Raw genomic sequence first — 21203 nt, forward strand, 5'->3', positions numbered from 1 at the left:
CCGTGGCGCTCCGCGCCCCCCACGACGTCGATGTCGGTCACAAAGCCGGCGACCATGCCAGCTGCACCAGGTCGATCGCGTTCCGCGTGACCAAGGTGCCTCGGCCGGGCGGCATTGCGCTGGCGCGCACGGTGCCGAACAGCTGACCTTCGTCTCGGCTACCGCTCATCACCAGACCGATGCACCCGACATCGCGCATACGGGATACGACGGGCTCGTAGAGCGCACGGGACGCGCCACCGGATCGGCGGGCGATGATCAGGTGGAAGCCGATGTCCTTGGCGTGCGGGATGAACTCGACCAGCGGCGACAGCGGATTGCCCGACGTGGTGACCACCAAGTCGTAGTCGTCGATGATCAGATACAGCTCCGGGCCCGTCCACCAGGAACGAGCACGCAGCTCCTGCTGGGTGATGTTGGCACCTGGCATCCGGGACTTCAGAATCCCGACGACCTGTTGGATGAACGGGGTGAGGACCTCTGCCGAGGGCGCATAGCCGGCCAGGTGGTTGGTCTCGATGGTGCCCAGCAAGGTTCGCCGGTAATCGCCGAGAATGACCTTGGCCTGCGCCGGGGTATTCGACTCGACGATGCCCTGGGCGATACCCCTGAGCAGTGCGGTCTTGCCGCACTCACTGTCACCGAAGACCAGGAAGTGCGGGGTATCGGCCAGGTTGAGCATGACGGGCGCCAGCTCTGACTCGTTGACGCCGATCGGCAGCTGCATGTTCGGCCGCGACCGGTCGATCTCGGCAGGCCAGTTGCGCATCGCGCGCAGCAGATCCCCGCGGTCCAGCAGGTCCGGCAGGGTGCGAGTGCCGGGGGCGGGGCGACCGGGGGTGCGCTGGGCGATCAGTTCGACCGCGTTGGCGACACCGACACTGAGGTCGAGCGGATCGGAGCTGCCATCGACGCGTGGCAGTGCCATCAGCATGTGCAGAGCATCAGGCGTGATACCACGCCCCGGACGACCCTGGGGCACAAGCGCGGCGAACTTGCGGCCGATGTCGGAGTCCATCGGGTCGCCGAGCCGGAGTTCGATGCGCGTGGCGATCTGGTCCTTCAGGGCAGGGCGCGCTTCCATCCACCGGGACAGAGCGATGACGACGTGGACGCCGTAGGAAAGTCCTTGCAGGGCAAGGTTGGTGATCTGTTGCTCGAGTGCCTCGTAGTCCTGGCGGATCGTGCCGAAGCCGTCGATGACCAGGAAGGCGTCACCGTAGGTGTCGGCGTGGGCGCCGGCCGCGGCGGGGCTGCTGTTGGGGTCCATCGCGCGAAGGCGGCGGTACTCGACCATGGACTCGATGCCCAGCTGGTGGAAGCGCTGTTCGCGCTGACGGACCAGGGTGCTCATCTCGGCGACCGTGCGCCGGACCTTGTCCGGGTCCAGCCGGTTGGCGACCGAGCCGACGTGCGGCAGTCCTTCCAGGCTGGACAGGGTGCCACCACCGAAGTCCAGACAGTAGAACTGCACCTGCTCGGCGGTGTGGGTCATCGACATGGCCATCACGAGGGAACGCAGGGCCGTCGACTTGCCCGACTGCGGGCCACCGACGATCGCGACGTGGCCGCGGGAACCCGAGAGGTCCAGCATCATCGGGTCGCGGCGCTGGTCGTACGGCCGGTCGACGATGCCGATCGGTGCGCGCAGGGTGGCGGCGGCGGAGTACTCGCCGGTGATGATCGAGCGCGGGATCAGCTGGTCCAGGGTCGGTGCCTCGTCGAGGGGCGGCAGCCAGATCTCGTGGGCGGGGCGGCCGTGGCCGCTGATGCGGGAGACCAGCATGTTCAGGTTCGACATCTGTTCGCCGTCGTCGCTGGGGGACTCGGGCTCGTAGGTCGATTCGACGGGGACCGGGACTCGGTCGGAGGTGCGGAAGCCGACGTGGTTGGCGCTGAAGGGGCGGGCGTTGACGTCGATTTCGCCGCCGACGATGCCTGCGCTGGTGACCTCGCGCTGGGGGCCGCCGCCGACGTAGGTGCCGGAGACGTAGGAGGCCTGGAAGCGCTGGATCTCGCCGGAGTCGGCCTTGAGGTAGCCGCCGCCGGGGGAGTTCGGGAGGTTGTAGGCGTCGGGGACGCCGAGGACCTGGCGGGACTCGTTGGCGGAGAAGGTCTTCAGGCCGATGCGGTAGGACAGGTGGGATTCCAGGCCCTTGAGCTTGCCCTCTTCCAGGCGCTGCGAGGCGAGCAGGAGGTGGACGTGCAGTGAGCGGCCGAGGCGGCCGATCATCACGAACAGTTCGGCGAAATCGGGGTGCTGGGTGAGGAGTTCGGAGAACTCGTCGAGCACGACGAACAGCGCGGGTAGCGGGTCGAGGTCGGCGCCCGCGGCGCGGGCCTTCTCGTATTCGGAGACGTTGGCGAAGTTGCCCGCTTGGCGCAGGACTTCCTGGCGGCGGTTCATCTCGCCTGCCAGCGCGTCTTTCATACGGTCGACGAGGTCGGCCTCGTCTTCGAGGTTGGTGATGACCGCGGCGACGTGCGGGACGCCGTCGAGGCCGAGGAAGGTCGCGCCACCCTTGAAGTCGACCAGGACCAGGTTGAGCTGGTCGGGTGAGTGGGTGGCGAGCAGGCTGAGCACGAGGGTGCGCAGGAACTCGGATTTACCGGAACCGGTTGCGCCGATGCACAGGCCGTGCGGGCCCATGCCGTTCTCGGCGGCTTCCTTGATGTCGAGTTCGACGGGGTTGCCGTCGGCGCCGACACCGAAGGCGACGCGCAGTCGTTCGCGGCCGTAGCGCGGGCGCCAGGCGCTGGCGGGGTTGAAGTTGCCGATGTCGCCGAGGCTCATCAGCTGCGACCAGGTGGAGATGGTCTCGTTGTCGTCGGTTTCGACATCGCTGCTGCGCTGGGTGGCGGCGCGGTAGGGGGCGAGGCGGCGGGCGGCCTGCTGGGCCTGCTCGGCGCTGACGCGGTCGATGGTGGCGAAGCGTTCCTGGTTGCCGGTGGCGCCGCGACCGAGGCATTCGCCGTCCTCGACGACCATCTTGATGCCGCGCGAAACAGCAAGGCGGGGTGCGTAATTGCACAGGTCGATGATGGTGACGCCCTCGAAGCCGGATTCGCGGAGCTGGTCGTCCTCGGCTTCGAGCAGGCCGCCGTCGACGACGATCACGACGTGCACCAGGTTCGGGTTGTTCGGCTGGTTACGCGAGTAGCGCACGCGGTTGCCGAGCAGCGGGTGCAGGCTGCTCAGCGCTTCGCGGATGGAGCCGTAGAACATGCGCTGGGTGCCGATGCCGTCGGTCACGTCGGGGTGCTGGGTGTGCGGGAGCCATTTGGTCCACTCCCACTCGCGCGCGGTGTCGGGGCCGCAGACCACGGCGACGAGCACCTGGTCGGGGGCCTGGAACATGCACAGCTGCAACAGCATCGCGCGGGTCATATCGCGGGCCTGGGCACGGTCGCCGTCGAGGGCGATGGTGCCGAAACCCTTCACCGCGATCGCGGTGGGCAGGTCGGGGACCGTCGAATGCGCGCGGACGAAGCGGCGCAGCGAGACGGCGGCGATCGGTTCCAGTTCCTCGACCGGGCCGGTCTCGGGGGCGACCAGGCGGGTGGCCAGGCGCTGACCGCCGAGGCCGATGCGGGCGTGACAGAAGTCCTTGTCGCCGGAGCGGCGTTCCCACATGCGGCTGGTGCCCGCGAGCATCCAGATCAGGCCGGGTTCCGGGTGGCTCCACTCGACGGCGGCGCGCTGCTGCTTGGCGGTCTCGTCGACGTCGTTGCGGACCTGGTCGAGGTAGCGCAGGTAGTCCTTGCGGTCCTCGTTGGCCTCAGAGGCCTTGGCGCCCTTGCCGCCACCCTGGCCGAACATGGTGACCATCGACATGATCATCATCAGCGGGAACATCATCGACATCGGGTTGCGCATCATGCTGCTGCCACCCTGCGTGAACATCAGCGCCATCATGCCGACCATGCCGACCACCATGACGACGGGCATCAGCTTCATCAGCAGGTTGCCCGGCGTGATCCGGGGGATCTCGGGCGGCGGCTGCAGCGTGACCTCGCCGCCTGGCGTGCGCGGCATCTCGCGCCGGGCACGGCGCTGGAACCTGACGGTGCTCATGGTCGAAGACTCCCCCTGCTTGACTACTCGCTGTCTGTCCTCGCGACGGGCTCAGTGTAGAGGTCGCGGCCGACATGTCGTATGGTTCGTCAGGCATTCTGCTGTCCGAACGGTGAGTTCCGCAAACTGTCGACCGTCTGAGCGGTCGAGCGGAAAACCGAGGTAGAGACGGAGTTGGGGGAGTTTTGACGCACGCGCGACTCGATCATGTTGAAGAGGATTCCGCGCGCGGTATCGTTCGCGCACCGGACCTGGCAAGGGTGACGATCCTGGCCAAGCACACACAGGTCGACATGGCGATTCCGGTCGATGTGCCGGTCGCGCTTGTCATTCCGAGCGTGGTCGACATGGTCGCTCAGCACAGTCGTTCCAACACCTTCGACAACGAGGGCGAGCGCTACGAGCCCGCCGAATGGGTGCTTGCCCGCATCGGGCATCCCCCGTTCTCGAACTCGCTCAGTCTCGGCGAGCAGGGCGTTCGCGACGGCGAGCTCCTCATGCTGGAGAGCGCCTCGCACACCGCGCCGACGCCGCTGTTCGACGACATCATGTACAACGTCGCGATCGCCGACGCCGAGCACTACCGGAGCTGGACGCCGAAGACGGCCCGCGTCACCGGTTCGATCCTCGCCGCGCTGACCATGCTGGTCGGCTGCTTCGGCCTGCTCGCCGCACCCGACGCGCTGCCGTTCTGGGTGACCGGTTCGCTGGCGCTGTTCGTCGCCATCCTGTGCGTCGTCGCGGGCACGGTCATGAGCCGCATGTACGGCGACACCTCCGCCGCGCTGGTCCTGGGCGGCTGCGCGCTGCCGACCGCGTTCGCCGGCGGAATGCTGCTGGTCCCCGACCATTACAGCTGGGCCCATCTGCTGCTGGGCGCGACGCTGTTCGGCGCGACCGCGGTGCTGGCCTGGCGGGTCACCGGGGTCGGTCTCGCCCTGTTCATCGGTGCCGCGACGGTGTCGGTGTTCGTGATTCCCGCGGCGATCGTCGGGCTGCTCACCGAGCAGCCGATCAAGGCCGTCGGCGCGGTCGTCGCCGCGCTCGGGCTGGCCGGGCTGTCGCTCGCGCCGCGCGTGTCCATGCTGCTGGCGAAGCTGCCGCTGCCGCCGGTTCCCTCCCCCGGCACCCCGATCGACCCGACCGAGGACGACCCGGACGACCACCGCGCCCTGCCGACCCTCGACGCGCTGCGCGCCAGGTCGGAGCGGGCTCGTAACTACCTCGCCGGCCTGGTCACCGCGACCACGCTGGTCACCGTCGCCGGCGCGCTGCTGGCCGTCGACGCCGGCGCCGACGACGCCTACTGGCCCGGCATCGCGCTCACGCTGGTCTGCGCGGTCGTGCTGATGTTCCGCAGCCGCACCTACGCGGGCGCCGAGCAAGCCATCGTGCTCATCGCGGGCGGCGCGGCGATCGTGCTGATCCTGCTGATCGGTGTCTCGCTCGAAATGCGCCAGCCGCTGGTGGTTTTCGGTGCCGCGCTGGCCATCCTGATCGCCGCGCTGGTGATCGGCCTGATCGTGCCGAACCAGCAGGCGACACCGCCGATGCGCCGGGCTGTCGAACTGCTCGAGTACGCGTTCGTCGCCGCGGTGCTGCCGCTGGTGTTCTGGGTCGCCGAGCTCTACTCCCTCGTCCGCGGGCTGTGAACGCGAGCCTGCGCGTCGCGGCGGCGGCCGTGGCGCTCGGTGTCGGCGCGTCGTTCGGGCTCGGGGCCGCACCGGCTTCGGCCGATCGTCCGCCCGCGGCCGATCCCGCGAACCTGCCCGCGGGTGATCCGGCCGCGCCGCCCGAGAAGACCGAAGTCGGGTCGAACGCGGTGTGCACCACGGTGGCGACCGGTGGCGACGGTCCCGCCGTCCCGGATGCGCAACGATCGCTCGATCTGGCCAGGGCCTGGGAGTTCTCCCGCGGGGCCGGTCAGCTGGTCGCGGTGATCGACACCGGAGTGAGCAGACACGACCGGCTGCCCGACATGATCGCCGGTGGCGATTTCGTCGCCAACTCCGGTGACGGTGCTGAGGATTGCGACGCGCACGGCACCTTTGTGGCCGGCCTGATCGCCGCGACCCAGGTTCCCGGACAGGGTTTCGCCGGGGTCGCACCGGAGGCTCGCATCCTCACCATCCGGCAGACCAGCAAGATGTATCAGAAGGAAGGGGCCAATCGGAACAAGGCCCCGGAGGACCTGCCCGACGGATACGGCAACTTGAACACCATGGCCTCGGCCATCCGGCGCGCCGCCGATATGGGTGCGAGCGTGATCAATGTCTCCGAGGTGTGGTGCGGCACCAACAAGGGCGTCAACGACAGTGCCGTCGGCGCGGCGTTGCAGTACGCGGTCGAGGTGAAGAACGCGGTTCCTGTTGTCGCCGCGGGTAATTCGGATACCTGCAAGACCGCGAACACCGTGATCGACCCGCTCGAACCGAACGCCGACCCGTGGAGCAAGACCGCGATGATGGTCAGCCCGGCCCGCTGGGACGACTATGTGCTCGCCGTCGGCTCGATCGACGCGAACGGCGCACCGTCGAAGTTCACGGTCGCCGGACCGTGGCTCAGTGTCGCTGCGCCCGGCGAGAACATGACCTCGCTGAGCCCGCGTGGCGCTGGAACCGCGACGGGGACAGTCAATCAGCAGGGCGCGACCGCCCCGATCAGCGGAACCAGTTTCGCGACGCCGCTGGTGTCCGGGGTGGTCGCGCTGGTCCGTGCGCGTTTCCCGGAACTCAGCGCCAAAGAGGTGATGAAGCGGGTCCAGGCGACCGCGCACGCGCCCGCCGAGGGCTGGAACCAGTATATCGGCTACGGCAGCGTCGACCCGATCGCCGCGCTCACCGCCCAGGTCACCGGTCCGCTGCCACCGAAACGGCCGTCACCGGCCGAGCAGGTGCAGCTCGCCGTGCCCGCGCCGGCGCCGGTGCCGGACAACACAGCCCGGAACGTGGGGTTGATCGGAGCGGGCGTGGTCGGTCTGGTGTTCGTACTCGGCATGCTCGCGTCGTTCCCGATCCGGCGTCGTTTCGGAGTGCGCGAAGACACCTGACTCGCGGCAACGGCGGACGCGGTACCGTCCTCGGGTACCGACCCGTCAAACCAGGTAGCTGCATGGATCCGTTGACCACCGAACCCGCCGCGACGCGCCCGCCGACCCGCAGGCAGCGGTGGGAACGAACGACCAACCTGCCGATGATGGTGCTGGCCGTGCTGTTCCTGCTGCTGTACGCCTGGCGAGTGCTCGACACCGATGCCTCGCCGACCCTGGACACCGGGCTGCTGTGGGCCGATATCAGCATCTGGGCGGTCTTCGCGGCGGACTTCGCGATCCGGCTGCGCTTGTCCTCCGATCGCACGCGCTTCGTCCGCAAGCATCCGCTGGACCTGCTCGTCGTGCTGGTGCCGCCGTTTCGCCCGCTGCGTCTGCTGCGCGCCGCGCTGCTGCTGCTGCTCGACACCCTCAACCGGGCGACGAAGCCACGCACCCGGCTGGTCACCTTCGTCGGTACCAGTTCGCTGCTGATCCTGCTGCTGTCGAGCCTGGCCTTCTTCGACGCCGAATACGGCGCACCCGACAGCAAGATCAAGACCTTCGGTGATGCCCTGTGGTGGTCGGCTGTCTCGGTGACGACCGTCGGCTACGGCGATGTCTACCCGGTGACCAGCGAGGGCAGGCTGGTGTCGCTGGTCCTGATGACCCTCGGCATCGGCCTGATCTCGTTCGCCATCGGCACGATGACCAGCTGGGTCGTCGAGCAGCTCAAGACGGTCGACGACGCGGCGGACCGCGCCGAACGGACCCTCGCCGAACTGGTCGACGAGGTCCGTTCGCTGCGCACCGAGGTGGCCGAACTCCGGGAACGGTCGCAGGCTCCGCCGGGCTAGTTGGCGGAGGGGCTGATCGTCGCGACCGGCTGCTTGGCCGGCGACGGGTCAGGGGCGACACCGTCGTGGGCGACCATGGCGTCCTCGCGGCCGAGGCTCGGACCACCCGCGAGCAGGCCGACGATCGGCCACGGCGCCGGTTCGGCCTGTACGTTCTCGAAACCGAGCGCCTTGACCGCGTCGGCGTTCTTGATGCCGAAACGGACGCCGGTGTCGGCGATGTAGAACAGGCTGTCCTTGCGGCGGCTGTCGGGTTCGATGCCGGTGGTCTGGACGTAGGCGCCGGTCGCGGGCGGGATGTAGACGGAGTCGACGTTGGCCTTCGACCCGTCGGCCTGGGCCAGGTTCACCATCTTGGCGTCGTCCGGGATGGGCATCGCGATACCGGTGAGCACCGAGAGTTCGGCGCGGGCGGTGCCGTCGGCATTGTCGGTGGCACCGGAGATCGGCTTCCAGGTCAGGCAGCTGACCGGCTGATCCTTGGCCGTGACCAGGGTCGGGCGGTCCTTCGGGTACGACGCCACCTTCAACGCGCTGGAGACATTCGCGTAGGTGTGCTCGGTCGACTGGATAGTCGTGCCCGTCATGATCGTGTTGTACGAGTTCCTGATGATCTGGGCGGTCAGCGCGGTGACCGGCTGGAGCCCATCCTGCAGTACCACAAAGTTCTGGTTCGGCGAGTTGAAGACCTGGACGACGTCACCGATCTTGTGCCCGCTGACACTGTAGGACGGTGTTCCGCCCGGATTGTCGATGGTCGGTGCGATGATCGGCAGCACCTCGGGGATCGCGTTGAGCAGACCCTCACCGATCGCGCGGGGTGTCTCGCCGACGATCCCGAGTGCCTTGGCGACGGCGGGGTCGCTCTGGTTCACCCTGGCGCGCTTTCCCTCGTAGACGAGGTACGTGGCATCTTTGCCCTGCACCAGCAGCGCCTTGCCCGCGTCCATCTTCGACGCCTTGTCGCCCAGATCGGGCGAACCGGCCAGCACAGAGGTTGTCAGGTCCGTGCTGCCGTCGGCCTTGAGCTGGTCACACACCGACCACTGACGGCCCTTGCCGTCCTTGTCGTAGCGGAACGAGGTCGGCGCGCCGGGGATGCCGATCAGCTGCCCGCGCGGCTTCTTGCCGAGCTCGGATTCCTTGACGATGACGGCCTCCGGCGCCTCACCGGCGGCCAGCCGGGCCGAGGCCAGGTTGAGCGCGGGATGCACGACATTCTCGATCACGACATAGACGCCGCCGGATTCCTTGCCGATCAGGATCTTGGAGTCGCCGATCTTGTCCTGCGGGCGCAGCAACGCGAGGATGCCACAACCAGCGAGGACGACCAGGCCGAGCACCAAACCGACCGCGTACGCACGGGTCTGGGCGCGCATCGGATCGTGCAGCATGCGCACGTCCCGGCGCACCAGGGCGTGCTCCATCCGCCGCACCAGGAAGCGGTAACCGCTGACCTGCCAGCGCGTAGTGGGTTTTGAAGGCATGGTTCCTCCCCCGAACAGTGCTCTTGTCCGGGCAACACAGTACAGTTCCCCGCAGCACTTGTTCACATTCGGGGGAGGAACCAATGGCCGAGTTCACTGGTGCGGGTCCACGTCCACTGTTCGGTCGTATCTCGCTGCCGCACCTACTCATCGCGCAGAGTCTCGGTGTGACCGCCGGAGTCGTCGCGCTGGTGTGTGGCCTCGGACCCTTCCCCGCACTCGGCATCGCGGTCGTCGTCGCGCTGGTCCCGCTGATCCCGATCGGCAAGCGGACCCTCCTCGACTGGCTGAGCACGATCCGCCGCTACACGGGCAAGCGCGACTACACCCTCGGCGACACCGTCGACTTCCGTGACACCGACGGCCGTTCGCTCGGCCTGTACTGGGACGGCAGCCGCGTGGTCACCGTGGTCGAGGTGCTGCCGCCCAAGGGCGGGCTGACCAGGATCGCCCGCAACGCCGTGCACGCCTCCCACCTGCTCCCACTGCCCGAGCTGGCCGCCTGCCTCAACCAGCACGACATCCTGCTCAGCGGCATCGACATCATCAGCCATGGCCACCGCAGCCGCTCCGGCACGCCCGCGGGCGCGATCTACGAATCGCTGCTCGGCCCGCTGCCTGCCACCGCGCATCGCACGGTCTGGCTCGCGATCAGCTTCGACGCGGTGGCCTGCCCCGATGCGACGGCCCGGCGCGGCGGCGGCACCGACGGCGCTTCGCGCGCGGTCACCATCGCGACCCAGCGGATCATGCGCACGCTCGAGGACGCCGACTGCAGCGCCCGCATTCTCACCGCGCCCGAGATCCGTAAGGCCGTGCAGCAGATCACTTCCGGCCTCGACCCGCGCACGCTCACCCAGCGGTGGAAGTACGCGGAGATCGGCAACACGGTCAATATCGGTAGCGCGGTCGATCCCAAGCAGCTGGGTTCGGATCTGCTCGCGCAGCTGTGGGTCGCGCCCTCGCGCGGCACGACGGTCGCCGTGCGGCTGCGTCCCGGTAGCGACGCCGAATCGGTGAGTGTCGGCGCCGCATGGCGATTGACCGCGCGTGAGCTGCCGGAGAAGTCGACGACCAAGGGCATGGTGTCGATGAACGGCAGGCACCGGGACGCGCTGCTCGCGCATCTGCCGATCGCGGTGCCCGGGGTGGACGACACCGTGCCGACCACCGAGTACCCGATCGATGTCATCGGGGCGCTGCACCTGCCGTCGGCGGGCTGCGGTCAGCTGCTCGGTTCCGACGACGAGGGCAACGGCGTCGCCGCCAGGATCATCGGTGCCGGTATCTCCTCGGTCTATGTGGCGGGCGAGCTGTATCTGGCTCAGCAGCTGGTGTTCCGCGCGCTGGCGGTCGGCGAGCGGGTGCTCGTGCGCACCGACCGGGCGCAGGCCTGGGAGCAGCTGGTGAGCACCGTCGGTAACCCGGAGCGGCTGACCATCGCGGTCGAAACACACCAGTCCGACGCGGGTTTCACCGCCACCGTCGTCGACGGTGTGCTGGCGCCCGCTCCGCATGCCGGTGTCACCACGATCTATCTGACCGGCGATCCGAACGGCTGGCCCGCCTCCCGTCCCGATCTGGAGATCTACCAGCCGGGCGCGATCGGTAACCGGGTGGTGCTGCGCACGGGAACGACCAGGGTCAACCTCACCCTGGTGTCGATCCCGCGTGAGGCGACGTACATCGGCCAGCCGCGCGGCCAGCGCTCGATGGCGAACGCCTGACCGGTCGGCATTTTCGTGCAGTTCGCCGCTGTGGAGTCAGAAAACTGACCGGCAGCGGCCGGATTGCACGAAAATGCCGTGTCGAGCTGCCGGAAGCACTGCTCGCGCGGGCCGCCCGAGCAGACAGCTGAGCGCTCAGCCGGGATAAGGGTCCGCGGCTCGGGCAACGCGCAGAGTCCGCCCCCACCAAGCCATTTGGCCGAGCATCCTGGCACTCGCATCGATCGCGGCGTGGTCGTCGGTCGCGCCCTGTGCGTCGAATCGGCGTTTGGCCTGGGCGAAGCTCACCGACTCGCGCACCGAGACCATGTGCAGTTCCGCGACCACCTGCCGCAGCTGCTCGACCGCGCGCAAGCCGCCCGAGAGCCCGCCGTAGGAGACGAAACCGATCGGCTTGGCCCGCCATTCGTGTTTGGCGCTGTCCAGTGCCGTTTTCAGGGACGCCGGATAGCCGTGGTTGTACTCGGAGGTGACGACCGCGAACGCGTCGGCGGCGGCCAGCCTGGCCCGGAACGCGTCGACCTCGGGTGTCTCGGTGAGATCGACGGGTAACGCGATGTCGAGCAAGTCGAGCACGCCCACCTCGAATTCCGGCCGCTCGGCGACCATCCCGAGAAACCAGTCGGCCACCACGGGCGCGAACCGCTCGGGACGGGTACTGGCGACGACGACCTCCAGCCGCAGCGGTGTGTCCATCCCCCGAGCTTATCGATGCGGACGTGACCCCCCACCAGCGGCGCACGGCGGATCGGGCACGATGGCACAGTCTCACGGAAGGGGGCAGGACGGTGATCATCGGACGGTGGCAGCTGGTGGAGACGCTCGGTGCGCCGGATACGTGGTCGATGTTGACCGCGGGCACCACCCCGCGGGACTGGGCGTCGTATCAGCGGGCGATTCCGGCCGCGCTGCAACCGATGGTCGTCGCCGCCCACGACTCCGGTGCACCGGTCGAGCGGGTGCTGCCGAAATCCCGGAATCCGTGGTCGGAGATGCGCTTGCGGGCCGAGCCCGTGGTGTGGCCGGGGTCGCGCGCGCACGCGGTGAAGGTGTGGGTGGGTGAGCAGGCGCCTGCCGAGGAGCTTCGGGTCGCGCCGTTCCAGATCGACGCGCGCACCAGGATCGTGCGGTCCCGTCCCGCCGGTCTCGGCCTGCATTTCGGGTCGGCGCCGGTCGAATACCACGGCGCCGAGCCGTTTCAGCGGATCGAGCGCTTCGATCGCGCCCTGGATATCGTCGCCGCCCTGACCCGCTCCGAGCCGGGCAGCCGGTGGTCCGGGGTGGCGACCGTGCACTCGGCGGCGGGCCCGCGCTCGCTGCTGGTAGCCGCGCGCAACGGAGCGGACGCGCAGCGGCTTTCCTGGCGTGGCCTCTCGGTGGACGTCACCGACAGCATTGCCCCGCAACGCAAGTCGTTCGAGGCGGCGACTCTCGAGTTGCTCAGGAACACCCAGCCCGGCCTGTATCTGTGCATCCTCGATACCGCGCAGGTCCGCCAGGTTCGGTGGGTCACCGAGCCGGTGCCCGGGCTGCGCTGGCGCGTGATGGACGAGCGGCTGATTCCGCATCCCGAGGACCGGGCCAGGATCGCCGAAGCTCGCGCGCGGATCCTGGCCTGTGCCGCCAGTGCCGGGCTGACCGGCGTGCGGCTTGCCGCCGAGCCGGACGGGTGGCTCGTCGCCGATATCGAGGTGTCGCCGTTGCCCGCGGGCGACGGCGCGGAGCCTGTCTTCGTGCTTGCTCAGCTGCAGGTCACCGCGCCGCCCGCGTGATCAGGGCAGTTCGAAGGGCAGCGATACCCCGGCGTGCACGAGGCAGCGCTCGCAAGTCTCCTCGCTGTCGACCGCGGCGACCGCGCGGCGCATGAGCTCCTTGAACGGGCCGAGGTTCTTCTTGAACTCGGCGAACACGTTCACCGCGTGCACGCCGTCGCCCTCCCCGAGACCCGCGTCCAGGTCGGTGACGAGAGCGACTGCGGCATAGCACATCTCGAGTTCCCGGGCGAGCACCGCTTCGGGGTGACCGGTCATGTTGACCAGGTCCCAGCCCTGTCCGGCGAACCAGCGGCTCTCGGCCCTGGTGGAGAAGCGCGGACCCTGCACGACGACCATCGTGCCGGAGTCCTCCATCCGCAGGTCGTGACCGGCGGACTTCACCGCGGCGGTGCGCAGTTCGTTGCAGTAGGGGTCGGCGAAGGAGACGTGGACGCCGCCGCCGTCGAAGAAGGTCTGCGGACGGCCCGAGGTCCGGTCGACCAGCTGTTCGGGCACGGCCACGGTGCCCGGACCCCAGTCGGCGCGCAGGCTGCCGACGGCACACGGCGCGAAGATCCGGCGCACGCCGAGCGAGCGCAGCGCCCACATGTTGGCCTGGTACGGCAGGGTGTGCGGCGCGAACTCGTGCTGCTTGCCGTGGCGCGGCAGGAACGCGACGGCGCGACCGTCGACCTCGCCGACCGCGACGGGCGCGCTCGGCGCGCCGTACGGTGTGTCGACCTCGACGTGGGTGGCGTCGTTGTCGAAGAAGTCATAGAAACCGCTGCCGCCGATGACGGCGAGGGCGGGCCGGGGAAGCGAACTCATACCGGTGATTCTCCCGTCCGGGCAGGTCGCGCGCATCACCGGGATCGCGCAGACGGTCCTATCTGACAATTCCGGCCCGAAACTGTACCCTAGGGGGGTATCAGCTCGCGCAGGCGAGCATCCCGGCCGGCGAGGAGACCTTCGGTGACTGCACCCACCCCCGACACCGCTACCGGCGGCGAGCACGCGGGCCACGGCGGCCACGGCTACATCACCGCCAAGGACGACTACCTCAAGCGACTGCGCCGCATCGAGGGCCAGGCCCGCGGCCTGCAGCGGATGGTCGAGGAGGAGAAGTACTGCATCGACATCCTGACGCAGGTCTCCGCGATGACCAAGGCACTGCAGGCGGTCGCGATGGGCCTGCTCGAGGACCACATCTCGCACTGCGTCGTCGACGCGGCGGTGGCCGGTGGGCCCGAGGCCGAAGCCAAGATCAAAGAGGCGACCGACGCGATCGCGCGGCTGGTCCGTTCCTGACCCTGTCGGCCCGGTTCCTCAGGCCCCCGCGAGTTCGGCCCGCACCGGTTCCCGCCGCGCGACACGGCCACTCGGCACCCGGAAGTTCTCGGTGCACTCACTGTGCGCGACCGGCCGCACCGCACGGGTGATGTCCAGATCGGCGAACAGCAGACCTTCCTCCCCCTCGACCAGCGGCGGGGCCAGCTCGAGGCCGCCGGGACCGAAGATCCGGGAGACAGCACCGCCGCCGCGCAACAGCCGCCGATCCGGCAGTCGCGCGTCGACGACTTCCCAGCCCGCGACCGGCACCACGGCGACCGGCGCGATCACATAGGCCGACCCGTCCATCGCATAGCGCACGCTGGCCGCGGTGTTGAGTTCCGGGCCCCACTCCTTGCCCTCGCCGTAGTACACGGTGAAGCCCGACCACGCGGCGATGTGGATCTGCTCGCGCTCGTCGTGCATCCGGGCGCGCACCGCGGGCCGCATGTGGTCGGCCCCGCCGAGCACACCGATCCGGCCGAGTTCGGTGTCGCGCACCAGCAGCTTGCCGTCGGCGGCGCTGAAGACGGTGCGCTCCAGCCCGGTCGGCTCCGCCTTGCGGGCGATCGCGATCTCGCCTTTCACGTCGATGAGCGCCTGGGACATGAACACCTCACGGCCAGCGCGCTCGGCGAAACCGATCGAGACGTGAATACCCTTTCGACGGGCGGCGTAGGCGATCGCCCGCAGCTCCGGCCCTTCGGCGGTCAGCGCGTTGGCCAGATAGCGCGCGATGAACTCCTCGCCCCAGTCGACCGAATTGAGCCACATCCACCATGGGAAACCGGGCAGGAATGTCTCGGGGAACGCGACCAGCCGCGCGCCACCATCGGCGGCCTCGTCGATCAGCTCGATAGCCTGTTCGACTCCGGCAGACAAGTTCAACCACTTCGGCTCGGCTTGCACCGCAGCCACGCGTACCCGACCAACCATCGTGACCCCTTGTCGCTCACTCCGTGAAAGGTGTTCGATTCACTCTCTCGCAGATGGCGGCGACATAAACTGTCATAGCGTGCCACTCGACTGACCGTCCGTGCCAAACCGGCCAATCCCCCCGGAAGTCCGGCCTGTTTCCTGTCCAAAGGCCCGGAAGAACCAATTTCCCGGGAACATCAGGTCGTGTCCGGTACTAAGCATTCCACACGCACGCCGAACCACGCACCGCTAACGGAAGTCTGAAAAGGGATATCTTCGGTTCTGTGCCGTCACAGGCCGGAACAAAGTCGGTAACCGGCGCGGTATTCACCGGGAGCCATGCCGAATTCCGCATGGAATACGCGGTAGAAGTGCCGTTCCGCGGCGAATCCGGCGGCCGCGGCCACTTCCTCGATCGAGCGCATCCGCCCATCGCACAACAGTTCGCAGGCATGTTCGAGCCGCATTCGCAGCAAGCGGCGGGCCGGGCTCTCCTCGCCCTCGAACAGGCGGTAGAGGGTGCGGCGCGAAATGGCGAAGCGGTGTGCGACCGCATCGACGGTGAGGTCGGCATCGGCGAAGCGGCGCCGCATGAACGCGATGACCCTGGCCCGGGTGAGCTCGGCGGCCGACGGCCCGCGCGGTATCGAACCGGCGGCGAGCGCCAGCGCCGACGCCATCATCCCGACGCCGTGCCTGGCCAGTTCGGCGACCACCTCGGAGTCGTTGTGCTGCACCCGCGCCAGGCCGCGGAAATACGCGCCGACCGCCGATGCCGGATGGTCGGGGCCGAGCGCGATCGCCGAGGGCACCGTGCCGAGCGGGGCGCCCGCGGTGTCGAGCGCGGAGACCGGCACCTGCACGACGACCTTGTCGAACTCCTCGTCGATCTCCCAGCGGTAGGGCCGGGCGCTGTCATAGAACACCATGCTGCCCGCCTCGACGTGCGCGGTCCTGCCGTCCTGCTGCATGACACCGCGCCCGCCCAGGTAGATGCTGGCCAGGATGTAGCGATCCTCGGCCGCGCCGATCAGCCGCGGCGTCCGTCGCACCGTCTGCGCGCCGGCCTGCACCGAGGTGACCAGCAGCCCGTCGAACTCCGTTGCGGCGATCCGGCCGCCGAAGCGCTCGGTGGCGTGGGGCGTCACCGCGAGCGGGATGTAGGTCTCGCTCATCAGCTGTTCCCACCGTTCGACCACGCGGTGGGCCGGCTGATCGGGTCCGGTGCGAACGCTGACCGTCGTCCGTCGATTCAGCACCACCCCGCGCCCTCCCTCGATCGCCATCCAGCCCGCGTGCGCACAGTACGCCACGCCAATTCGGACATATCGCCCATGTAATGTCGGGTCACGCGGTATGGCGGCCGGCTTCGCCGCGATCGGAATTTGCTGCCGTGACCAGCCGGTATTCGCCGGGAGTCATCCCGGTCTCCACCCGGAAAGCACGGAAGAAATGGCGTTCGGAGGCGAAGCCGGAGGCCTGTGCGATCGACGCCGTCGACCGGCTGGTATCGCGGATCAGCAGCACCTGCGCGCATTCCACGCGCATGCGGCGCAGCACGGTGCTCAGCCCGCCGCCGGTCTCGTCGAAAAGCCGGTACAGGCTGCGCCGCGACACCAGGCACGCGCGGGCGATCTCGTCGACGGTCAGGCCCGCGTCGATACACCGCGCGCGCATGAACGACAGCACCTGTTCCCGCGACAGCGCTTGTGCCGACGTCCCTGACGGAACCGAGCCACCGGCGAGCGTGATCGCCGAGGCCAGCAGTTTCACCCCGTTCGCGGCCAGCACCGCGGCCTGTTCGGGTGCGCTCTGCTGGATCCGGGCCAGGTCACGGAAGAAACCAGCCACGATACCGCCGGGGCTGTCGGCCTGCACCGTCACGGCGGTGGGCAGCGCGCTGCGATCGGTGGGGACGTGTTCGCCGAGCAAAGCCAACGGAACCCTGGCCACGACCTGCGCCCACGAGCCGTCCAGGTCCCAGTGATAGGGCCGGGTGGTGTCGTAGAAGACCATGTCACCCGGTCGCACCACCGCGATGCGCCCGTCCTGGTACATCCTGCCGAAACCCGCGGTGAGAATGCTGACGAACAGGAACTCGCCATCGGTACGGGCGATGCCGCTCTTGGTGCGCCGGATGCACTGGCCGCTGGCGCCGACCGTGGACAATTCGAAGCCGGGCATACTGCCGCGCAGGATCCACCCGTGGAATGCCTGATCACGTTCGGGGTCGACCGCCAGTGGCACATAACTTTCCGACAGCGACGCCTCCCACTGCGCGAAGGCCTCGCCCGCCGGTAAGTCCGGACCGTCGTTCAGTCGCAGCTCGACGAGAGGCTCCGACGACTCCACGCCACCCACCCCGCTCTCATGCCAACCGGCCAGCAAACCACTGGCGTCACAACGAATCACCTGTTGCCTGCTGCCAGAGCCTGCCAGATTCGTGGATACATCGCCACCGTATGATTCAGAATGGAATATTCGACGTTCATAAAATATTCAACCGACCCCGGCCTTTGCAGGAGATATGGGCCGCACCATTCGGTCGCGTTCGGCCCGTTTGTGATGCTTATCACGCATGCCCGATCCGCGCCGTGTCGCGCTCAGCGGGCGACCGGCTGGTGCCGGGCAACAATCCGGTATTCCCCCGGCGTCATGCCCGTCGCCTCCCGGAACACGCGATAGAACTGACGTTCGGACGCGAATCCGGACGCGGTGGCGACCATCGCGATCGATCCGATATCGGCGGATTCCAGCAACTTCCGCGCCCGCTCCACCCGCAGGCCGCGCAACATCGCCCCGAGTCCGCCCTCGAACTCCTCGACAAGGCGATACAGCGTGCGGCGCGAGACCCGGCAGGCCTGCGCGATCCGGTCGACCGTGAGCCCTGGGTCGGTGAAGTTGGCGCGCAGATAGTCCAGGACCTGCTGACCACTCAGGGCCAGCGCTTGCGAATCCCCTGGCCGCGCACCGACGGCGATCGCGGCGGCGGCGCCGACCAGATCAATTCCGCTGCCCGTGAGCACGGCCGCCGCTTGCGGATCGGTGCAATGCAATTCGGCGACCCGCTGGAAGTACCTGGCCAGGGTGAAGCCGACGCCGCCCTCGCCGATCACCATTCCCGCGGGCAGCGCGTCGGCGCGAACGCCGAGGTAATCGACGACGCGCTGACGCGGCACCCGGATCGTCAGGTCCTCGATCGTGGCGTCCGACCGCCACAGGATCGGGCGGGCGGTGTCGTAGAAGATCATCGAGCCCGGCGTCAGGACGACCCGGTTGCCCGCGTGTTCCACCTCGGCGACGCCACCGAGCACGACACTGCCGATGACGTGCAGTTCGTCGGCCCTGGCAATGTGGCGCCGGGTGCGTCGCAGTTCATGCCCCTGCACCCGCACGGTGCCGACGGCGACCTCACCGAAGTCGGCCGACCTGATACGCCCCTCGAACGGGCCGTCGACCGTCGGCGCGATCGATACCTCGGTGATCGCCCTGCCGACCAGTTCCTCCCAGTATTCGAACGCTCCCGGCGACGAGGTCTGCTCCGTCGAGCAAACCTCGGGGAAGCCATCGAACGCCGTCATCGCCCGATCGTTGCACCAGGCCCGGCATCATGTCGGCAAATATAACGAACATCACTGTTCACATATCTAATTACCTTGTCTAGCTTGCGAATCCATCCGGAATTCGCCGGGCGTCATCCCGGTCGACGCGCGAAAGACCCGAAAAAACTGCCGTTCGGAAGCAAACCCTGCCTGCGCCGCCACCACGGTGAGCGACCGGGACCGATCCGCGAGCAGCAAACGCTTGGCCTGCTCCACCCGCATCCGCCACAATCGCGCCTGCACCCCGATGTCGTCGCCGCCGAAAACCCGATAGAGCGCGCTGCGAGAGAGCTGACATCCGCGGGCGATGTCGTCCACCGTCAGCGCCGGATCGCCACATCGCCGCCGCATGAATCCCAGCACCCGTTGTCGCGCGAGCGGCTTCGCACCCAGTTCACCGGGCAGTTGCCCCGCCGTCAGCGCCATCGCCGAGGCGATCAGCCCGATGCTGTGCCCGGCCAGTTCGGCCGCCTGCTCCGGATGGGTCCGCTGCAAGGTCGTCACATTGCGCAGGTACTCGGTGACCACGCTCGCCGCCGACGCCGACGTGACGGTGAGCGCCGCCGGCGTGCCGGGCTCGGACCAGCCGCCCCGCTCGGCCAGCACCGGGACCGGCACCTGGACGACGATCTGCTCGAAGTGACCGTCGGACTCCCACCAGTTCGGGCGCCTGGAGTCGACGAACACCATCTCTCCCTGCCGTAGTTCCGCCAGCCTGCCGTCCTGCTGTATCCGGCCCGTGCCCGCCAGGCAGATCCCGGCGTACACCATCTCGGCACCAGACCGGGAGATCAGCCGTTCCGTGCGCTTCACCCGCTGCCCGGTGGACCGTAAGATTGTGAACTCGACGCCGTCGACCGCGCCGTAGGTGAGCGTCCCGCGAAACCGACGCATGCCCGTCGGCGGTTCGACCGCGACCGGGACGTATGCGTTCGACATCACGGCTTCCCACTCATCGAACGAATCGGCTGTTTCCTCGGGCATCTCCCCCGGCCTTTCCGAGCTGGTCGACCATCCATCTGGACGGTCGACCAGTTTATGTAACTCAAGTGCGCACTTTAGCCGCAGATGCCTAAATAACCACGCTGTACCGAGCGCATACGTGGGTGACGCCATAGTCAGCGATCCGGTGACAACACCCGTCCTGGTCCGGCGACGATCTCCAGCGCGAGCAATGCCACGCCCGCGACTACCGCGATCAGCACCGCCACCCGCGCGGTCGGGTAGTCCCAGAACACGAGCACCGTCGCGGCGACGATCAGCACCGCGTACCGCAACCAGCCGGTATTCGCCGCGACACAGCCGGACACCGGGCCGCGCTCGCCTCGGCGGAGCCGGTCCAGCACCCGGTCGGCGGTCGTGCGCACCCAGGTGGCCGGCGCCGACGGGCCGGCCAGGAAGGCCCCGAGCGCGACCAACGCACCCAGCACCGCGAGCACCCGCATGCTCACCCGCAACGGAAGCAGCAGCGTGTCGAAGACAGTACGCGCGACGTCCTCCGAGATGACCTGCGCCGGAACATGATCCAGATACACACCGCGCGCGATCATCAGCGCCACCGCGAGCACGACCATGGCCACCAGCACGCTCGCGGCGACGCCGAGGATCGCGCGCCGCCGAAAACCGCTGCCCGCCAACAAAACCGCACCGATCGCGCAGGCGAGCGCGGTGATCTCGAGCGCGATCGCCGCTCGGTCGAGCAGGCGCACGGCACGCTGAGCCTTGGCCAGCTCGTCGGAATCGAGGATCACGAATTCGGACCGCAGGTCGACGACCCGGTCCGCCAGGGCGAATCCGCGACTGTCCAGCTCGTCGCCGACCTCGTCCAGCATCTGATCCAGCGAGATCGTCACGACGCCGCCGGTATCCACGTGAACGAGACCGGAGTCCACTCCGGTCAGCGCCGCGACCAGCCCGCGATGCGCCTGCCGGTTCGCCGCGTTCCACAGCCGCGGAAAAGCGTCGCTACGCACGAGGACGGTCGCCGCGTCCCTGACCAGCTCCTCGGATCGGGCCACCAGCATCGAGGGCAGGCTACGCACCAGCGCCGCGGCGAGCGGTCCGCGGTTCTCGGCGTCACCGATCGACTCGAGCAGATCGGACGCCGCGCTCTCGACATCGATGCGAGCCATGACGGTCCTGGTCAACGCGTCAGCGATGGCATTCTGGACCACCGGATCATCGGCCAGCGGCGCCATCGTGTCGACATAGCGGTCGGTATCGAGCACCTCGGTGCGCAGGTAACCGGCGACGACGGCGGTCAGCGTGAACAGCCCCGTGGCGACAACCAGCAAGACAACGGCTATCCGCCGGACAAGGCGAACCCGGCCACCAGAATCACCTGTCATCTGCCCGGCTTTCTCGCTGACGTCGAGTCGGGCCATCGTATCCCCGCCGGGGCGGCGCGGACGGCAACCACGCAGCGA

The 21203-nt window shown here is 68.5% G+C and carries 16 protein-coding genes; 6 read left to right on the forward strand and 10 right to left on the reverse strand.

The annotated features are described in order from the left end of the window. Nucleotides 1–37: 37 nt before the first annotated feature. On the reverse strand, nucleotides 38–4075 hold the full coding sequence (eccCa, locus tag ACFWPJ_RS00405) for a type VII secretion protein EccCa (protein ID WP_378845498.1): 4038 nt from the start codon (nucleotides 4073–4075) through the stop codon (nucleotides 38–40). A 185-nt stretch (nucleotides 4076–4260) separates the two neighbouring features. Between eccCa and eccD the strand changes: the two genes are divergently transcribed. The 3 genes from eccD (at nucleotide 4261) to ACFWPJ_RS00420 (ending at nucleotide 7960) form a co-directional block, all read left to right on the forward strand. Next, nucleotides 4261–5727: a type VII secretion integral membrane protein EccD gene (eccD, locus tag ACFWPJ_RS00410; RefSeq protein WP_378845500.1), complete on the forward strand. Its 1467-nt coding sequence runs from the start codon at nucleotides 4261–4263 to the stop codon at nucleotides 5725–5727. Further along, nucleotides 5724–7124 carry a type VII secretion-associated serine protease mycosin gene (gene mycP / locus ACFWPJ_RS00415; protein ID WP_378845501.1) on the forward strand — a complete coding sequence of 467 codons (1401 nt, stop codon included), beginning with the start codon at nucleotides 5724–5726 and terminating at the stop codon, nucleotides 7122–7124. The genes eccD and mycP overlap by 4 nt, the downstream gene beginning before the upstream one ends. Before the next feature lie 62 nt (nucleotides 7125–7186). Next, entirely contained in the window at nucleotides 7187–7960 is a 774-nt protein-coding gene (locus ACFWPJ_RS00420) for a potassium channel family protein (RefSeq protein WP_378845503.1), read from the forward strand. Here ACFWPJ_RS00420 and eccB read toward each other — a convergent pair. Beyond that, nucleotides 7957–9447: a type VII secretion protein EccB gene (gene eccB / locus ACFWPJ_RS00425; protein ID WP_378845505.1), complete on the reverse strand. Its 1491-nt coding sequence runs from the start codon at nucleotides 9445–9447 to the stop codon at nucleotides 7957–7959. The genes ACFWPJ_RS00420 and eccB overlap by 4 nt on opposite strands. An 83-nt stretch (nucleotides 9448–9530) precedes the next feature. Here eccB and eccE point away from each other — a divergent pair, with 83 nt between their 5' ends. Then, on the forward strand, nucleotides 9531–11174 hold the full coding sequence (gene eccE, locus ACFWPJ_RS00430; protein WP_378845506.1) for a type VII secretion protein EccE: 1644 nt from the start codon (nucleotides 9531–9533) through the stop codon (nucleotides 11172–11174). A 135-nt stretch (nucleotides 11175–11309) separates the two neighbouring features. On the opposite strand, the gene ACFWPJ_RS00435 is transcribed toward eccE, so the two are convergent. Then, a complete protein-coding gene (locus ACFWPJ_RS00435) occupies nucleotides 11310–11870 on the reverse strand; it encodes an NADPH-dependent FMN reductase (RefSeq protein ID WP_378845508.1) in 561 nt (186 codons plus the stop codon). Between the two features lie 92 nt (nucleotides 11871–11962). On the opposite strand from ACFWPJ_RS00435, the gene ACFWPJ_RS00440 reads away from it, so the two are divergent. Then, the gene (locus tag ACFWPJ_RS00440; protein WP_378845510.1) at nucleotides 11963–12946 is read left to right on the forward strand and encodes a GAF domain-containing protein; all 984 of its coding nucleotides are present in this window, start codon (nucleotides 11963–11965) and stop codon (nucleotides 12944–12946) included. On the opposite strand, the gene ACFWPJ_RS00445 is transcribed toward ACFWPJ_RS00440, so the two are convergent. After that, nucleotides 12947–13756, reverse strand: a complete 810-nt coding sequence (locus tag ACFWPJ_RS00445; RefSeq protein ID WP_378845511.1) for an S-methyl-5'-thioadenosine phosphorylase — start codon at nucleotides 13754–13756, stop codon at nucleotides 12947–12949. A 144-nt stretch (nucleotides 13757–13900) separates the two neighbouring features. Between ACFWPJ_RS00445 and ACFWPJ_RS00450 the strand changes: the two genes are divergently transcribed. Further along, nucleotides 13901–14236 carry a metal-sensitive transcriptional regulator gene (locus tag ACFWPJ_RS00450; RefSeq protein WP_378845513.1) on the forward strand — a complete coding sequence of 112 codons (336 nt, stop codon included), beginning with the start codon at nucleotides 13901–13903 and terminating at the stop codon, nucleotides 14234–14236. An 18-nt stretch (nucleotides 14237–14254) separates the two neighbouring features. Here the strand turns inward: ACFWPJ_RS00450 and ACFWPJ_RS00455 are convergent, their stop codons facing one another. The 6 genes from ACFWPJ_RS00455 to ACFWPJ_RS00480 form a co-directional block, all read right to left on the reverse strand. Then, on the reverse strand, nucleotides 14255–15193 hold the full coding sequence (locus ACFWPJ_RS00455) for a nitrilase-related carbon-nitrogen hydrolase (protein WP_378845515.1): 939 nt from the start codon (nucleotides 15191–15193) through the stop codon (nucleotides 14255–14257). A 272-nt stretch (nucleotides 15194–15465) separates the two neighbouring features. Then, nucleotides 15466–16461: a helix-turn-helix domain-containing protein gene (locus ACFWPJ_RS00460; protein WP_378845517.1), complete on the reverse strand. Its 996-nt coding sequence runs from the start codon at nucleotides 16459–16461 to the stop codon at nucleotides 15466–15468. A 61-nt stretch (nucleotides 16462–16522) separates the two neighbouring features. Continuing rightward, nucleotides 16523–17527: a helix-turn-helix domain-containing protein gene (locus tag ACFWPJ_RS00465; RefSeq protein ID WP_378845519.1), complete on the reverse strand. Its 1005-nt coding sequence runs from the start codon at nucleotides 17525–17527 to the stop codon at nucleotides 16523–16525. 251 nt (nucleotides 17528–17778) lie between these two features. After that, nucleotides 17779–18756, reverse strand: coding sequence for a helix-turn-helix domain-containing protein (locus ACFWPJ_RS00470; RefSeq protein WP_378845521.1), 978 nt, complete (start codon nucleotides 18754–18756; stop codon nucleotides 17779–17781). 66 nt (nucleotides 18757–18822) lie between these two features. Beyond that, nucleotides 18823–19761 carry an AraC family transcriptional regulator gene (locus tag ACFWPJ_RS00475; protein WP_378845523.1) on the reverse strand — a complete coding sequence of 313 codons (939 nt, stop codon included), beginning with the start codon at nucleotides 19759–19761 and terminating at the stop codon, nucleotides 18823–18825. A 134-nt stretch (nucleotides 19762–19895) separates the two neighbouring features. After that, complete coding sequence (locus tag ACFWPJ_RS00480; protein ID WP_378845525.1) at nucleotides 19896–21125, reverse strand: hypothetical protein; 1230 nt, start codon at nucleotides 21123–21125, stop codon at nucleotides 19896–19898. Between the last annotated feature and the right edge of the window lie 78 nt (nucleotides 21126–21203).

This window comes from Nocardia sp. NPDC058497, from assembly GCF_042720195.1.
Taxonomy (GTDB): Bacteria; Actinomycetota; Actinomycetes; order Mycobacteriales; family Mycobacteriaceae; genus Nocardia.